This window comes from Pandoraea pulmonicola, assembly GCF_000815105.2.
In the GTDB taxonomy this organism is placed as follows: Bacteria; Pseudomonadota; Gammaproteobacteria; order Burkholderiales; family Burkholderiaceae; genus Pandoraea; species Pandoraea pulmonicola.
Map to the genome: position 1 here is coordinate 2,470,973 of NZ_CP010310.2, position 15,722 is coordinate 2,486,694.

Below are 15,722 nucleotides of genomic sequence, written 5' to 3' on the forward strand. Positions count from 1 at the left end.
TGCGACGCTTTCAGTGGCTGGCGTACTTATCGCGCTGCGTCGATCAGCGCTTCGAGCTTGATCGCATCGGCGGCGAATGCGCGAATACCTTCGGCGAGCTTCTCGGTGGCCATCGCGTCGTCGTTGAGCTGGAAGCGGAACGACGGCTCGTCCGTTTTCACGCGCTCGATCGTGGCCGAGCGGGCTTCCTTCACATCGAGCTCGCGTTTGACTTCGCCTTCGGTGGTGCGCAGCTGTTCGAGCAGCGCCGGACTGATCGTGAGCAGGTCGCAGCCGGCCAGCGCCAGGATCTGCCCCGTGGAACGGAAGCTGGCGCCCATCACTTCCGTGTCGTGGCCGAAGTGCTTGTAATAGCGGTAGATGGCCGAGACCGAGCGTACGCCCGGATCGTTCGTGCCGGCATTCGCCGCTTCATCCCAGCTCGCGCCCGCCGACTTCTTGAACCAGTCGTAGATGCGACCGACGAATGGCGAGATCAGTCGCGCGCCCGCCTCGGCGCATGCAGCCGCCTGCACCAGCGAGAAGAGCAGCGTCATGTTGCAGCGGATACCGTCGCGCTCGAGGATTTCGGCTGCCCGGATACCTTCCCACGTCGAGGCGATCTTGATCAGGACCCGGTCGCGCTCGATGCCTTCCGCTTCGTACATCGCGATGAGCTTGCGTGCGCGGGCGACGGTGCCGGCGGTGTCGAACGACAGACGTGCATCGACTTCCGTCGACACGCGCCCGGGCACGATGTCGAGAATTTCACGTCCGAAGGCGATCAGCAGTCGATCGATGATCTCGTCGGTGGACTCGGCGCGATGCTCGCCGACCACGCGCGTGAGGATTGGCCGATAGGCGTCCTTCTGTACCGCGCCGAGGATCAGGGAGGGATTCGTGGTGGCGTCCTGCGGCTTGTAGGCGTCCATCGCCTGAAAGTCACCGGTATCGGCGACGACGATCGTATGGCGTTTGAGCTGGTCGAGCAGATTCATGAGAGCGGCCTTGCGACAAGTGCATTGCGTGACATGATGCCCGCCGCATCCGGAGAGCCCGGACGTGCGCGGCGCGGGACGGCGGGAGACGGTGCGTCGATGGCGTGCGGGGCGACGAAATACGGCGCGCCGCGCCCGACTCCGGTAAACTTCCGACTTTACCAAACTTTGCCGGAATTCCCCATGACCCAGGACGAACTCAAACGCCTGGTCGGCCAGGCAGCTGCCGACTATGTGAACCAACACGTGCCCGAGGGCAGCGTGATCGGCGTGGGCACCGGATCGACCGCCAACTGTTTCATCGACGCGCTCGCCGCCCACAAGGGCCGCTATCGCGGCGCCGTCTCCAGCTCCGAAGCGAGCACCGAGCGCCTGCGCAAGCATGGCATCGAAGTCTTCGACCTCAACCAGATCGAAAGCCTGCCCGTCTACGTGGACGGCGCTGATGAAATCAACGCGCTTGGCCACATGGTCAAGGGCGGCGGCGGGGCGCTCACGCGTGAGAAGATCGTGGCTTCCGTGGCAAAGGCGTTTGTCTGCGTGGTCGACGCTTCCAAGGAAGTCGCCGTGCTTGGCGTCTTCCCGCTGCCCGTGGAGGTCATCCCGATGGCGCAGGCGAGCGTCGCCCGTGCGCTCACCGCGCTTGGCGGCAAGCCGCAGGCGCGTGTGCGTGCCGACGGCAGCCCGTACGTGACCGACAACGGTTGTGCCATCCTCGACGTCCACGGTCTGCAGATCCTCGACCCGGTGGCGTTCGAAACGCAGGTCAACCAGATCCCTGGCGTGGTGACGGTTGGCCTGTTCGCGCAGCGTGGCGCGGACCTCACGCTCATGGGTACGCCGGAAGGTGTGCGTACCATCGACTACAAAAACTGATTGGAGGAGGGCTGGATGGCTGGATCGCGTCGTCTTCCCGAAACCTGGTTCCGTCGAGGTTTGTGGCTGATCGCCGTGTTGTTCGCGGCGTTTCTGGTCGGCCTCGGCGGCCTAGTCGTCGATCAACTGCCGGGCGTGGCCCCGGCACCTACGCTCGAGTCCTTCGTGGATCCGGCGCAGGCGCAGCGAGCGGATGCCGCCATCAAGCAGGCGCAGACGCAGTTGGAAGATGTGCAGAGCAAGCTGGAGACGGCGCGTCTCCAGCTCAAGGCGCGCAGTACGGCGTATCGCGATGCGCGCGAGTCCTTCAACGACTGGGTGGCGACGCGCACGGCGACGGCGCAGGCCAGTCAGGATGCGGAGCTCGTATCGCGCACGCGCGCGCTCGACGTGCTCAAGGCGGCGGAACGCGACGCGCAGACGCAGGTTGATGGACTGGAAGCCAGGCAACTCGAAGCGCAGCGTGGCGTTCAATCCGCCCGGAGTGCGCGTGATGCGCTCAACACAGCGGCGGGCGAGCAACTGGCGGCGGTCCAGCACTCGCAGGAGCTCAAGGTTTTCGGCATTCGTCTGGCGTTGACATTGCCGTTGTTGGTGGTGGCGGGCTGGTTGTTCGTGCGTCAGCGCAAGAGTACGTGGTGGCCGTTCGTCTGGGGCTTCATCTTTTTTGCGCTGTTCGCGTTCTTCGTCGAGCTGGTGCCGTATCTGCCGGACTATGGCGGCTATGTGCGTTATCTCGTGGGGATCGTGCTGACCGTGCTGATCGGACGTTATGCGATCGTTTCGTTGCAACGGTATCTGGCGCGTCAGAAGGCGGAAGAGCAGTTGCCGGACGAAGAGCGCCGCAAGACATTGTCGTACGATCTGGCGCAGGCGCGTTTGGCGAAGTCGGTGTGTCCGGGTTGTGAGCGTCCGGTGAAGCTCGACGACGCCGACCGCGACTTCTGTGTGCACTGTGGCATCTGTCTTTTCGATCGCTGTGGGACGTGCACGACGCGCAAGAATGCGTTTGCGCACTTCTGTCATCACTGTGGGGCACGCTCGACGGGCAGTGGCGCAGGCGGTTCAGTGACCGCCGCGTAGCGGACGCCGCCACAAGCGGTCGACAGCAGATGAAAAAAGGCTGAGCCCGAGAGATGGGAGCTCAGCCTTTTGCTTTTGGCGGGAGGCACTGAGTGCGTGTGCGGGGACGGATCGGCGCCCCTTTTCGCCGCGAGTTGGGTTTATGTCTGAGTGGAGGAAAGGGGGGGCGATCCGTCCGGGGGGAGGTTTTCGGGTTTGGGGAACTGGGGAACGAGACGATGCCCGACGTCAGCTCATTCCGAAGCTGGCGGCACATACCCTTGCGCGACGTCGGCGCCTTCGCCGAAGAAGTACTTTTCGGTTTGCTTGACGAGGTACTGGCGTGCGCGTGGGTCGGCCATGTTCAGGCGGTTCTCGTTGATGAGCATGGTTTGCTGCTTGAGCCAGCCGGCCCAGGCTTCCTTGGAGACGCTTTCCCAGAGGCGTTTGCCGAGTTCGCCGGGCATCGGCGGGAAATCGAGACCTTCGGCTTCTTTGCCGAGTTTGACGCATTGAACCATGCGGGCCATGGGGAACTCCTTCGTAATCGTGGTGTGCCGGGAGGCAACAAAAGTGGGTTGTCGCGTTATCGGGTCTGGGGGGCGTGGCCCGGGCGGTCGATCCGTCTAGTCGCCGATAGCGGGATATGGGGGCAGGGGCGCGCAACACAAGAGGCGCATGGCATCGAGTGCGCGCGCGGCCGGCCTGTTCATCGTTACAGCTTCTTGATCAGCACCAGCGAGCGGCGCTGCCAGTTATAGAGGCGGCGGCGGTCGGCGGGCAGATCGTCCACGCCGGCCTTGACGAAGCCTCGCTTGAGGAACCAGTGTTCCGTGCGTGTGGTGAGCACGAACAGGCGTTCCAGTCCGCGGGCGCGCGCCCGTTGCTCGATGTGCTTGAGCAACCGTTCGCCGTCGCCCGATCCTTGAGCTTCGGGGTCGACCGTGAGGCAGGCCATTTCGCCGATGCGCTCCGCGGGGTAGGGATAGAGCGCGGCGCAGCCGAACAGGCGTCCGTCGTGCTCGATGACCGAGAAGTGGTCGATGTCGCGTTCGAGCTGATGGCGGCCGCGGCGCACCAGCGTGCCGTCGGCTTCGAGCGGTTCGATGAGCTGCAGAATGCCGCCGACGTCGTCGATGGTGGCTTCGCGCAGACTCTCGAGGTTCTCGTACGAGATCATGGTGCCCACGCCGTCGTGCGAAAACAGTTCGAGCAGCATGCTGCCGTCGAGCGCGAAGGGCACGATGTGGGCGCGGGCCACCCCAGCGCGGCAGGCGCGGGTGGCGTACTTCAGATAGAACGCCGAGTCGCGATCGAGTGTGCCCTGCGCCTGCATGCGCTGGGCATCCTCGAGCGTGAGCTCGCGCTGCAACTCGTTGTATTCGTTCAGAACGCCGGGCGTCTCGGTGATGAAGATCAGCTTGTCGGCGCGCAGTGCAATGGCGGCCGACGACGCCACGTCTTCCATCGTCAGGTTGAACGACTGCCCCGTCGGCGAGAAACCGAGCGGGGAGAGCAGCACGATCTTGCCGTTGGCGAGCGAGAGGCGAATCGACTCGGCGTCGACCTTGCGAACCACGCCCGTGTGCTGGAAATCGACGCCATCGACGATCCCGACCGGCCGGCCGGTGACGAAGTTGCCCGACACCACGCTGATGCGTGCGTTGCCCATCGGCGTGTTCGGCAGCCCCTGGCTGATCGACGCCTCGATGTCCAGGCGCAGCTCGCCCGCCGCTTCCTTGACCGCTTCGAGCGCTGCGGCGTCGGTGATGCGTAATTGCTGAGCGAAATGCGACTCGATATGTCGCAGACGCATCTGCTCCTCGACCTGCGGTCGCGAGCCATGCACCAGCACGATGTGCATGCCCATGGCGCACAGCAGGGCGACGTCCTGGATCAGGGAGTCGAGCCCGCCGGCCGCGACGAGCTCGCCGCCGAAGGCGACCACGAACGTCTTGTCGCGAAACGCATGGATGTAGGGGGCAACCGAGCGCAGCCAGTCCACGAACTGGGCTTGGCGGGCGGTTTCTTCGTCTTGTATGGCGGGGTCGGGTTCGGTCAGCATGAGTGTACGTGCGCAAACATGCGCAGATTATATAATGCGCGCCCATGGCAAGTGATGAACGAAATCGACAATCGAAGCCCCCGAAGCCGAAAGTGACGGCGCCGGGGCACACGCGCGGCCCGTCCAAGGGGGCCGCACCCGAGGGTGGACGCCGCCTCACGTCGGCCGAGCGCGCCGCGCGCGACGCCGAGCGGCTGGCCGCCCGGCAGGCCGCCGCCCACCGCGTGCCCGAGATCACCTTCCCCGAAGCGTTGCCGGTGTCCGGCCGTCGCGAGGAGATCGCGCGGGCCATCGCCGGGCATCAGGTCGTGATCGTGAGCGGCGAAACCGGCTCCGGCAAGACCACGCAGCTCCCCAAGATATGCCTTGCGCTCGGCCGTGGCCTCGGCGCGGGCGGCGCCGGTCTGATCGGCCACACGCAGCCACGCCGCATTGCGGCCTCGGCCACCGCCCGTCGCATCGCCGAAGAACTGAACACGCCGCTGGGCGAGATCGTCGGCTTCAAGGTCCGCTTCAACGACACGCTCTCGAACGGCGCCTCCGTCAAACTGATGACCGACGGGATCTTGCTCGCCGAGACGCAGACCGATCCGCTGTTGCGCGCGTACGACACGATCATCATCGACGAGGCTCACGAGCGCAGCCTGAACATCGACTTCCTGCTCGGCTACCTCAAGCAGTTGCTGCCGTGTCGGCCGGATCTGAAGATCATCATCACGTCGGCCACCATCGACGCCGAACGCTTCGCCCGCCATTTCGGCACCGGCGAGGGCGATGACCTGCGTCCGGCGCCGGTCATCGAGGTGAGCGGCCGCCTGTACCCGGTGGAAGTTCGTTACCGGCCGATTCAGGACGATGCGCGCATTGCCAATGCCGAGGGGCGCGAGGGCGCCCGTGCAAGCGCCCGGGATCGCGAGCGCGATCTGATGGACGGCATCGTCGACGCCGTCGACGAACTCTGCCGCGAAGGCTCGGGCGACGTGCTCGTGTTCCTGCCCGGCGAGCGCGAGATCCGCGAGGCCGCCGAGTCGCTGCGCAAGCACCATCCGCCGCACACCGAAATTCTCCCGCTCTACGCGCGTCTGTCGGCCGCCGAGCAGGAGCGCGTGTTCAAGCCCTCGAACGCCCGACGCATCGTGCTTGCGACGAACGTGGCGGAAACGTCGCTTACCGTGCCAGGCATTCGCTACGTGGTCGATGCGGGTACGGCGCGCGTCAAACGCTACTCGTACCGCAACAAGGTCGAACAGCTGCAGATCGAACCGATTTCGCAGGCGGCGGCCAACCAGCGTGCCGGCCGATGCGGCCGGGTGGCCGACGGGGTGTGCATTCGCCTGTACGACGAAGCGGATTTCCAGTCGCGCGCGCGCTTCACCGATCCGGAAATCCTGCGCTCGTCGCTGGCCGCCGTCATTCTACGCATGCAGTCGTTGCGGCTCGCGAAGGTCGAGGAATTCCCGTTCATCGAGCCGCCGCCCGGCCGCGCCATTGCCGACGGCTACCAGTTGCTGAACGAACTGGGCGCGGTGGACGACACCAATCAACTCACGCCGCTCGGCCGTGAACTGGCGCGTCTGCCGCTCGACCCGCGCGTCGGTCGCATGATCCTGGCCGCGCGCGATCAGCAGTCGCTGCGCGAAGTGCTGATCATCGCCAGTGCGCTGGCGGTGCAGGATCCTCGCGACCGGCCCATCGAGGCGCAGGATGCCGCCGACAACGCCCATCGCAAGTTCGCCGACGAGCGCAGCGAATTCCTCTCGTGGCTGAAGATCTGGCACTGGTTCGAAGAGGCGATCGCGCACAAGAAGTCGAACCGTCTGCTCGCGCAGGCGTGCCGCGACAACTTCCTCTCGCAGTTGCGTCTGCGCGAGTGGCGCGACGTCCACAGCCAGTTGCTGACGGTCGTGCGCGAGCAGGGGTGGCGCATCAGCGAAACCGAGGCGACCTACGAACAGATCCATCTGGCGCTGCTCGCGGGTCTGCTGGGCAATATCGGCTGCAAGGCCGACGACGAGCCGTACTTCCTCGGCGCGCACGGCATCAAGTTCCACATCTGGCCGGGCTCCTCGCTCGTGAAGAAGGCCGGGCGCTGGGTAATGGCGGGCGAGCTCGTCGAGACGAGCCGGTTGTATGCGCGCTGCATCGCCCGCATCGAGCCGGAATGGATCGAGCGCGTCGGCAAGCATCTCGTCAGGACGTCGCTGTCGGACGCGCATTGGGAGAAGAAGGCCGCGCAGGTCGTCGCCTACGAGCGCGGCACGCTCTACGGGCTCACGATCTATGCGCGCCGGCGCATGAACTTCGGCCCGCGCGATCCGCGGCGCGCGCGAGAGATTTTCCTGCGCAGTGCTCTGGTGGAAGGCGAATGGGAGACGAAACTCCCGTTTTACGCGCACAACCGCAAGCTCATTGCCGACATCGAACAGCTCGAACACAAGTCGCGTCGCCAGGACGTGCTCGTCGACGACGAGCTGATCTACGCATACTACGACGCTCATGTGCCCGCCGATCTGTACGACGGCGCGAGCTTCGAACACTGGTACCGCGAGAACGCCAAGGGTACGCCCCGGTTGCTTTACCTCGAGCGCGACGATCTGATGCGTCACGAGGCCGCCGGCGTCACCACCGATCTGTTCCCCAAGAAGACGGCCATTGCCGGCATCGAAATGGCGCTCACCTACCATTTCGAGCCGGGCTCGCCGCGGGACGGCGTCACGCTCGCGGTGCCGCTGTACGCGCTCAATCAGGTCGACGCGCGGCGTTGCGAATGGCTGGTGCCGGGCATGCTCAAGGAGAAGGTGCACTTGCTGATGAAGTCGCTGCCGCAGAAGCTGCGGCGCCACTTCGTGCCGCTGCCCGACTATGCGGCCGGCTTCGTCGACCGGGCGACATTCGGACAGGGCGCGCTGCTCGATGCGCTCATCGCCGACGCGCGCGAGGCGACCGGCGTCATGCTCAAGCCGAGCGACTTCAAGCTCGAAATGCTCTCGGCGCATCTGTCGATGAACTTCAAGGTGATCGACGAGCACGGGCGTCAGCTCGGCATGGGCCGCAATCTCGCCCAACTGCGTGCCGAGCTTGGCCAGCAGGCGCAGCGGACCTTCCAGGAGCTGGCCGCCAGAAGCGGGACGACGCCGACCGGCAACGTTGCCGCCGAGATCCGCACGCCCGAGGCGAAGGCCGCTCAGGTGCGCAGCAAGGCGGAGGGGCAGGGGCAAGGACAGAAGGCGCCACCGGGCGCACCGACGGCGGCCGTCGAGCCGGGCCGCTACGACAACCTCACGACGTGGAGTTTCGGCGAGTTGCCGGAGATGCTCGAGATTCGCCGGGGTGGGCAGACCCTGTTCGGCTATCCGGCGCTCGTCGACCGCGGCGATCACTGCGACCTGGAAGTGTTCGACGATCCAGACGAGGCGCAGCGTCAGCATCGCGCCGGGCTGCGCAAGCTCTTCGCGATCCAGTTGCGCGAGCAGGTGAAGTACCTGGAGAAGAATATCCCCGGTCTGCAGCAGATGGCGATGCAGTACATGAATCTGGGTACGCAGGAGGAATTGCGCGCGCAGATCGTCGATCTGGCGCTGGAGCGGGCGTGTCTTCAACTGCCGTGGCCGAGCGATAATGCGTCGTTCGTCGCACGCAAGGACGAGGGGCGAGGGCGCCTCACATTGCTTGCGCAGGAGATCGCGCGACTGGCCGGCCAGATCCTCGCCGAGTACGCCACGCTGCAGAAGAAGCTCGCACAGGCGAAGCCGTTCGCACAGGCCTACGCCGATCTGACGGCGCAACTGCCGCGGCTTGTGGGCAAGCGTTTCCTGATCGACACGCCTTATGTCCAGTTGGCGCATTTCCCTCGCTATCTGAAAGCGATGGCCACGCGCATCGACAAGCTCAAGGCCGATCCGGCACGCGATGCGCGCGCCATGAGCGAGCTGGGGCCGTTGCTGCAGAACTGGCAGCGTGCCACGTCGCAACGGCGCGACCATGGCGATGCGCGTCTCGACGAGTTCCGCTGGCTGCTCGAAGAGCTGCGCGTCTCGCTCTTCGCGCAGGAGCTGCGCACGCCGATGCCGGTGTCGGTCAAGCGCCTGCACAAGGTTTGGGAGGCGCTGCAGCGTTGACCGCGAAGGGTTCGCGAAGGTGCGAAGCGGGCGATGGCGTCTGGAGCCGCCGGGCCAACGTTTCCGGGTGCCATCTTTGCATGCAATTCGCGCGCCGGTTTGCGTTGCATCAGGAAGTGTCGCGATTGTGTTTCGCTTGATCAAAAAAGGCGGTGCCGCGACATGCTCGCAGGGCGTTCACAGCCTACAATAGCGAGACTTTTTGCAAGCGAAACCCAATCCCGACCGCAGCTCGACGCAGGGGCGGCGGTCGAGGATTCCGGGCTTCGCTCTCGATCTGCCGACAACGGCTTCAGTTCACCTTTCTCCCGAGAGACTTTGCAATGCGCAAACTTCTGACCGCTGCCAGCCTGGCGGCTTCCTTCGGCCTTGCGGCGCTCGCCGGCCCGGCCGCTGCGACGACGCCCGCGGCGCCCGCGACCGGCGGCGTGGTCGTCGTGCTCAATTCGGGCGACGCGAGCGTCAGTCTGATCGACAAGGCCACGCAGAAGGTCGTTCAGACGTTTCCGGTCGGCAAGGAGCCGCATCACCTGATGGCTACGCCCGACAATCAGTCGCTCATCGTGGCGAACTCGGTGGGCAACAACCTCGTATTCCTCGATCCGAAGACCGGCCAGATCCAGCGCAAGGTCGAAAACATCGAGGACCCGTACCAGATCGGCTTCTCGCCCGACAAGAAATGGTTCGTGGCCAACGGCCTGCGCCTGGATCGCGTGGACGTGTACCGCTTCGACGGCAAGAACCTGAGCGTCGCCAAGCGCATTGCGCTCAAGAAGATGCCGAGCCACCTGGTCTTCACGCAGGACAGCAGGCTCGTGTTCGTCTCGTTGCAGGAATCGAACGAGGTCGCCGCCATCGATCTGGCCACGCAGACGGTGCTCTGGAAGATGAAGGTGGGCGACAGCCCGGCCGGCGTGTGGCTCACGCCGGGCGACAAGTATCTGCTCGTGGGCATGACCGGCGCCGACTATGCCGCCGTGGTCGACTGGCGCAACCAGAAGGTGGTGAAGACCATCCCGACGGGCAAGGGGGCGCACAACTTCCGCTCGCTCGCCGACGGCAAGCACGTGCTGATCTCGAACCGCGTGTCGAGCACGATCAGCATCATCGACCAGGACGCGCTGACCAACGTCGGCAATATCACCGGTCTGCTGCCCGGACCGGACGACATGGAGCTCTCGGCCGATCGCAAGACGCTCTGGGTGACGTTCCGCTGGGCACGCAAGGTCGGCATCATCGACCTGGCGTCGCGCAAGCTGATCAACACCATTCCGGTCGGGCGCTCCCCGCACGGGATCTATTTCTACGACCGCGCGCCGGTGCTGTAACATCAGGGCATTGCCGCAAGCGCGCTATTGACCGGGCGTCACCACGGCGTCCGGCCCCGTTACATGTTCGATTCGCTGGTCGACGGTTCTTACGCCGCTTTCTCGGTGGCGCAGACCGAGATCTATACCCGCGTCGTACAGCCCGTGCTGTACGCCACCGGGCTGATGTCGCTTGCCGACGACGCCTTCGACGCCGTCCAGTTCTTCCTGATCGGCGTACTCCAGATCGTGCTGATGCTCGTGCTGCTGCGCCCGCTCGAGGCGCTCGCGCCGGCCGAGCGCTGGCGTGAGCGCCGCGCCGTGCGTGTCGACGTGATCTACACGCTGGTGCATCGGCTCGGGCTCTTCAATCTGGTGTTCTTCTTCGCGTTCCGTCCGCTCTTCGACAGCCTCCAGTCGTGGTTGCGGCTGGCCGGCTTCGTCAACCTGAATCTCGAAGACCTGTGGCCAGGCGTGACGGATCACGCGCTCGCGAGTTTTCTCATCTATCTGCTGGTGCTCGACTTCGCCGGTTACTGGTATCACCGCTGGAGCCACACGTTTCGATGGTGGTGGGCGCTGCATGCCGTGCATCACAGCCAGCGGCAGATGTCGCTGTGGACCGATAACCGCAACCATCTGCTCGACGATCTGATCAGGGCGGCGTTCTTTGCCGTCATCGCCATCGCGATCGGGGTGAGTCCGGTGCAATTCGTGCTGCTCGTGGCGGTGTCGGACTGGCTGCAGAGCCTGCAGCACACGAACACGCGCCTGCGCTTCGGCTGGCTCGGCGAACGGCTGCTCGTGAGCCCGGCGTTTCATCGGCGCCATCATGCGATTGGCGTCGGGCACGAGGGGCGCCATCGTGGGTGCAACTTCGGCGTGCTGTTCCCGTGGTGGGACATGCTTTTCGGCACCGCCGACTTCTCGCACGCGGGTGTCGCCACCGGCATTCGCGACCAGCTCCCGCCGCCCGCGGGCCGTCTGGCCGACTATGGCGAGGGCTTCTGGGCTCAGCAATGGCTGGGTCTGCGGCGTCTGTGGGCGAGCTTGCGCCCGCGCCGGGCCGCAGGCCCCGGTTCCGATTCCGCGACCCGCACCGACCGTACCGAATCCGCATGAACGATATTCTTCGCGCGCTCGGCCGCGCGCTCGTGAGCCTGTTGCACCCCCGCATGCTGTGGCTCACGGCCATGCCCTTCATCGTTTCGGGCCTCGTCTGGGGCGCCGTGATCTGGTTCGGCTGGGAGCCGTTTACCGATTTCCTGCGCGTCTGGCTGGAGCAGTGGGAGTTCACACAGTGGATCTACCGCTTCTTCAACTACTTCGGCGTGGACAGCGTGCGCATGGCGCTCGCGCCCTTCATTCTGGTGGCGCTGCTCGTGCCGCTGATCGTCGTCACGGCGCTGCTGCTCATTGCGGGATGGTCCATGCCCGCGGTGCTGCGGCATCTGTCGCGCCGTCACTTCATCCATCTCGAGGCCCGTCGCGGCGGCTCGTTCTGGGGCAGTCTCGGGCAATCGCTCGGCGCGACGGTGGTCTTCCTGATCGCCGCGCTGCTGACGCTGCCGCTGTGGCTCGTGCCGCCGTTCTTCGCCATCGTTCCGCCGCTGCTGTGGGGCTGGCTCACGTATCGCGTGATGACCTACGACGCGCTCGCCCATCACGCCAGCCCGGAGGAGCGGCGCCGCATCGTGCGCGAACGCCGTCTGCCGCTGCTCGTGATCGGCGTGTCCACGGGCCTTCTGGGGTCGCTGCCGACGCTGCTCTGGGTCTCGTCGGTCATCATGATCGTGCTGTTCCCGGTCATCGCTTTGCTCGCGATCTGGCTCTATGTGGTGATTTTCGTGTTCTCCGCCCTGTGGTTCGCGCACTACTGTCTGCGGGCGTTGTCGCGGTTGCGGCTCGAAGAGGAAAAGGCCGCCCGGCATGAGCCGACGCTCGGCGCCACCGTCCTGCCGGGGACTGGCGTACCGTCGTCCGAGAGCGAGGATCTGCCGCCCGCGCCGGGCCCGCACGGGGCGCCGAACGGGTCGTCGTGAAAGTGGCACAATCGTCGGATTGCGATCCGGGCGCCGGGTCGCGCCGCGCGACGGCAACCGGGAAGTCCCTCTCAGTCCCCCCTGACGACAAATAAAGGAAGCATCATGGCGGTCGGCATCATCATCATCGGCGACGAAATCCTCTCCGGGCGTCGCCAGGACAAACATCTGCCCAAGATCATCGAACTGCTCACCGAGCGAGGCATGCAACTCGGCTGGGCGGAGTACGTTGGAGACGATCCGGTGCGCATTACCGCCACGCTGCGCCGCACCTTCGCGAGCGACGACATCGTGTTCGTGACCGGCGGCATCGGCGCGACGCCCGACGATCACACCCGCCAGTGCGCGGCCGCGGCGCTCAACGTGCCGCTCGTGCTCACACCGGAAGCCGAAGCGCTCATCATGGAGCGCATTGCCGATACGAGCCCCGACGGCCGCGCCGACATGAGTCAGCCCGACAACCGACACCGTCTGAAGATGGGCGAGTTTCCGGTCGGCGCACGCGTTCTGCCCAATCCGTACAACAAGATTCCGGGCTTCTCGGTCGAACGGCATCACTTCATGCCAGGCTTTCCGGTCATGGCGTGGCCGATGATGGCCTGGGTGCTGGACACGTATTACGCCGACCTGCATCACCTCACGCAGCACGCGGAACGCTCGGTGCTGGTCTTCGGACTGGCGGAATCGACGCTCACGCCGCTCATGGAAACCATCGAGGCCGAGTATGAGGGCGTGAAGGTGTTCAGCCTGCCCAGCGTGGGCGATGCGCAGCGCGGCGGGGTTTATGCGCGGCGTCATATCGATCTGGGAGTGAAAGGCGATCCGGCGCTGGTCGGTGCGGCGTTCGAGCGACTGCTCGCCGGCGTGAGTACGCTGGGCGGCGAAATCATTCACCCGGCCGATGCCGTGGCCGTGCCGGAAGGGACGGCGCACGTGGCGAAGTAGAACGGGCGCGCATCTGCCACGCAGGGCGCGGTTGCGCGACGGTCGTGGTGCGACGACTTCCGTCTGATCTGGACAATACAAGAAGCGGCGCTTGCCTTTGACGGGCAAGCGCCGTTGTCATTTCGAGACGTTCGATGCATGCGATACCGTCGTCACGCGCAACGCACTCGAGCCACGTAACGTGACGACGCGGCGATCAGAATCCGGCGAGTACGAGTTTGCCGATGGTGCGTTCGCCTTCGAGCTGCGCATGTGCACGTCGCAGGTTCACCGCGTTGATCGGGCCAATGACTTCGCCGACGGTCGTGCGCAACGTACCGGCGTCGACCAGGCGCGCCACCTCGGTGAGCAGCTTGTGCTGCGCGATCATGTCCGGCGTCTCGTACATCGCGCGCGTGAACATGAACTCCCACACGAACGTCGCGCTCTTGCTCTTGAGCAGGCCGATTTCCAACGGTCCGGCGTTCTCCACGATCGAGCAGATCTTGCCTTGCGGCGCGACGACCTGCGCCATGGCCGGGAAGTGCGAGTCCGTGTCGTTCAGGCACAGCACGTAGTCGACCTGCGGCAGCCCGAGCGCCTGTAATTGCACGGGGATGTCCTGTGTGTGATCGACGACGTGCTGCGCGCCGAGCTGACGGCACCAGTCGCTCGATTCCGGCCGTGATGCCGTGGCCACGATCGTCAGGCGCGCCAGACGTCTCGCAAGCTGGATCGCGATCGAGCCCACTCCGCCCGCACCTCCCACAATCAGGATCGACTTGCCTTCGTCGGCACCGTCGGGGGCGATGCCAAGCCGATCGAACAGGGCTTCCCATGCTGTAATCGTCGTGAGTGGCAGGGCGGCCGCGCTCACGAAGTCGAGCGACGTCGGCATGTGGCCAACGATGCGCTCATCCACCAGATGGAACTCGCTGTTGGCACCCGGACGCGTGATGCTGCCCGCGTAGTAGACGGGGTCGCCGACCTGGAACAGCGTGACGTCCGGCCCGACGGCGGCGACGGTTCCGGCCGCGTCCCAGCCGAGCACTCGCGGGGCGTCCTCCACTTTGTCCTTCGGAGCGCGCACCTTCGTGTCGACGGGGTTGACGGAGATGGCCTCCACCTTGACCAGCAGGTCGCGGCCGATCGGCGTCGGTGTCGGCAGTTCGACGTCTTCGAGCGACATGGGGTCGTCGATGGGCAAATATCGGGTCAATCCTACGGCTTTCATCGATTTTCTCCTGTTGATGACGGGATGTCGCCAGTTGCGGTAAGGCGCTGGCGATGCCCGCGATGCTCGCGATGGAATAGGGAAAAGATTACGGCTGGTCGATTGATTTGATAATCCGCATAATGCTGAAAATATTTTTTGGAATATCCATCAAATGGCATTGGACCTCGATGCGGTCGCATTGTTCGTCCGCGTGGCGGCGCTGGGCAATGTATCGGCCGCCGGGCGCGAGCGGGGACTGTCGCCGGCAACCGCCAGTACGCGTCTGGCGCAGCTGGAAAGCGCACTCGGCGCGCGCCTGTTGCACCGGACGACGCGTCGCGTTGCGCTCACGCAGGAAGGCGAGCAATTCCTGTCGCAGGCACAGGGCCTGCTCGCAGCCGAAGCCCAGGCGCTCGCGAGTGTGGGACAGGGGTATGCCGCACCGCGGGGACGCCTTCGCGTGTCGTGCTCGTCGTCGTTCGGGCGTCAGCATGTCTCACCGGCACTGCCCGTCTTTCTGGCGCAGTACCCCGGCATCTCGCTCGACTTCCGGCTCACGGATCGGGTCGTCGACCTGATCGAAGAGGGGGTGGATCTGGCGATTCGCGTGGGGGCGTTGCGGGATTCGTCGCTCGTTGCGCGCAAGCTCGCCCCCAACCGACGCACGCTATGCGCGTCGCCCGCCTATCTGGCCACACGCGGTGTGCCGAAGCATCCGGGCGATCTCGCGTCGCATGATTGCCTGATCCTGGGGGAGCGGCGCGACTGGCGTTTCGTCACACCGGGCGGCGCGCTCAACGTGCGGGTGAGCGGACGGCTCGCGTCGGACAACGGCGAGGTGCTGCGCGACGCCGTGCTGGCCGGACTCGGCATTGCGCTGAAGTCGACCTGGGACGTCGGCGCGCACCTGCGGCGCGGGGAGCTGGTGCCGGTGCTGCCGGCGTACCCGCTGGCCGAGGAGGTCGCGATCTGGGCCGTCTACCCGAGTCGGGCGTTTGTGCCGCCGAAGACGCACGCGTTGATCGAGTTCCTGCAGGCGCGTTTCGGCCCGGTGCCGTATTGGGATGCCGGGGACGCGGAGGGTGGGCAGGGGGCCGCGCCGGGACGGTGAGCCCGGCGGCGGGGAAGAATTGAG

The 15,722-nt window shown here is 65.5% G+C and carries 12 protein-coding genes; 8 read left to right on the plus strand and 4 right to left on the minus strand.

From position 1 onward, the window contains the following. Nucleotides 1-26 precede the first annotated feature (26 nt). The gene (gene tal, locus RO07_RS10935; protein ID WP_039410651.1) at nucleotides 27-977 is read right to left on the minus strand and encodes a transaldolase; all 951 of its coding nucleotides are present in this window, start codon (nucleotides 975-977) and stop codon (nucleotides 27-29) included. A gap of 183 nt (nucleotides 978-1,160) precedes the next feature. Between tal and rpiA the strand changes: the two genes are divergently transcribed. Beyond that, on the plus strand, nucleotides 1,161-1,853 hold the full coding sequence (rpiA, locus tag RO07_RS10940; RefSeq protein ID WP_039410653.1) for a ribose-5-phosphate isomerase RpiA: 693 nt from the start codon (nucleotides 1,161-1,163) through the stop codon (nucleotides 1,851-1,853). Nucleotides 1,854-1,868: 15 nt separating this feature from the next. Continuing rightward, a complete protein-coding gene (locus RO07_RS10945) occupies nucleotides 1,869-2,936 on the plus strand; it encodes a serine endopeptidase (RefSeq protein ID WP_039415073.1) in 1,068 nt (355 codons plus the stop codon). A 233-nt stretch (nucleotides 2,937-3,169) separates the two neighbouring features. On the opposite strand, the gene RO07_RS10950 is transcribed toward RO07_RS10945, so the two are convergent. Together RO07_RS10950 and argA are read right to left on the minus strand one after the other, a co-directional pair. Continuing rightward, nucleotides 3,170-3,445 (minus strand): oxidative damage protection protein, encoded by a 276-nt coding sequence (locus tag RO07_RS10950; RefSeq protein WP_039410655.1) that lies wholly within the window; start codon nucleotides 3,443-3,445, stop codon nucleotides 3,170-3,172. A gap of 185 nt (nucleotides 3,446-3,630) precedes the next feature. Then, nucleotides 3,631-4,980: an amino-acid N-acetyltransferase gene (gene argA, locus RO07_RS10955; protein WP_039410657.1), complete on the minus strand. Its 1,350-nt coding sequence runs from the start codon at nucleotides 4,978-4,980 to the stop codon at nucleotides 3,631-3,633. 44 nt (nucleotides 4,981-5,024) lie between these two features. On the opposite strand from argA, the gene hrpA reads away from it, so the two are divergent. The 5 genes from hrpA (at nucleotide 5,025) to RO07_RS10980 (ending at nucleotide 13,392) form a co-directional block, all read left to right on the plus strand. Beyond that, nucleotides 5,025-9,098: an ATP-dependent RNA helicase HrpA gene (hrpA, locus tag RO07_RS10960; RefSeq protein WP_084072561.1), complete on the plus strand. Its 4,074-nt coding sequence runs from the start codon at nucleotides 5,025-5,027 to the stop codon at nucleotides 9,096-9,098. A 323-nt stretch (nucleotides 9,099-9,421) separates the two neighbouring features. Beyond that, the gene (locus tag RO07_RS10965; RefSeq protein WP_039410660.1) at nucleotides 9,422-10,426 is read left to right on the plus strand and encodes a YVTN family beta-propeller repeat protein; all 1,005 of its coding nucleotides are present in this window, start codon (nucleotides 9,422-9,424) and stop codon (nucleotides 10,424-10,426) included. Nucleotides 10,427-10,489: 63 nt separating this feature from the next. After that, the gene (locus tag RO07_RS10970; RefSeq protein WP_039410663.1) at nucleotides 10,490-11,527 is read left to right on the plus strand and encodes a sterol desaturase family protein; all 1,038 of its coding nucleotides are present in this window, start codon (nucleotides 10,490-10,492) and stop codon (nucleotides 11,525-11,527) included. Further along, nucleotides 11,524-12,447: an EI24 domain-containing protein gene (locus RO07_RS10975; protein ID WP_039410666.1), complete on the plus strand. Its 924-nt coding sequence runs from the start codon at nucleotides 11,524-11,526 to the stop codon at nucleotides 12,445-12,447. Before RO07_RS10970 ends, RO07_RS10975 begins: the two co-directional genes overlap by 4 nt. 105 nt (nucleotides 12,448-12,552) lie before the next feature. Further along, the gene (locus tag RO07_RS10980) at nucleotides 12,553-13,392 is read left to right on the plus strand and encodes a competence/damage-inducible protein A (protein WP_039410669.1); all 840 of its coding nucleotides are present in this window, start codon (nucleotides 12,553-12,555) and stop codon (nucleotides 13,390-13,392) included. 196 nt (nucleotides 13,393-13,588) lie between these two features. Here the strand turns inward: RO07_RS10980 and RO07_RS10985 are convergent, their stop codons facing one another. Further along, nucleotides 13,589-14,605 (minus strand): zinc-binding alcohol dehydrogenase family protein, encoded by a 1,017-nt coding sequence (locus tag RO07_RS10985; protein WP_039410670.1) that lies wholly within the window; start codon nucleotides 14,603-14,605, stop codon nucleotides 13,589-13,591. 154 nt (nucleotides 14,606-14,759) lie between these two features. Between RO07_RS10985 and RO07_RS10990 the strand changes: the two genes are divergently transcribed. Continuing rightward, nucleotides 14,760-15,698: a LysR family transcriptional regulator gene (locus RO07_RS10990; RefSeq protein ID WP_052267196.1), complete on the plus strand. Its 939-nt coding sequence runs from the start codon at nucleotides 14,760-14,762 to the stop codon at nucleotides 15,696-15,698. Nucleotides 15,699-15,722 lie beyond the last annotated feature (24 nt).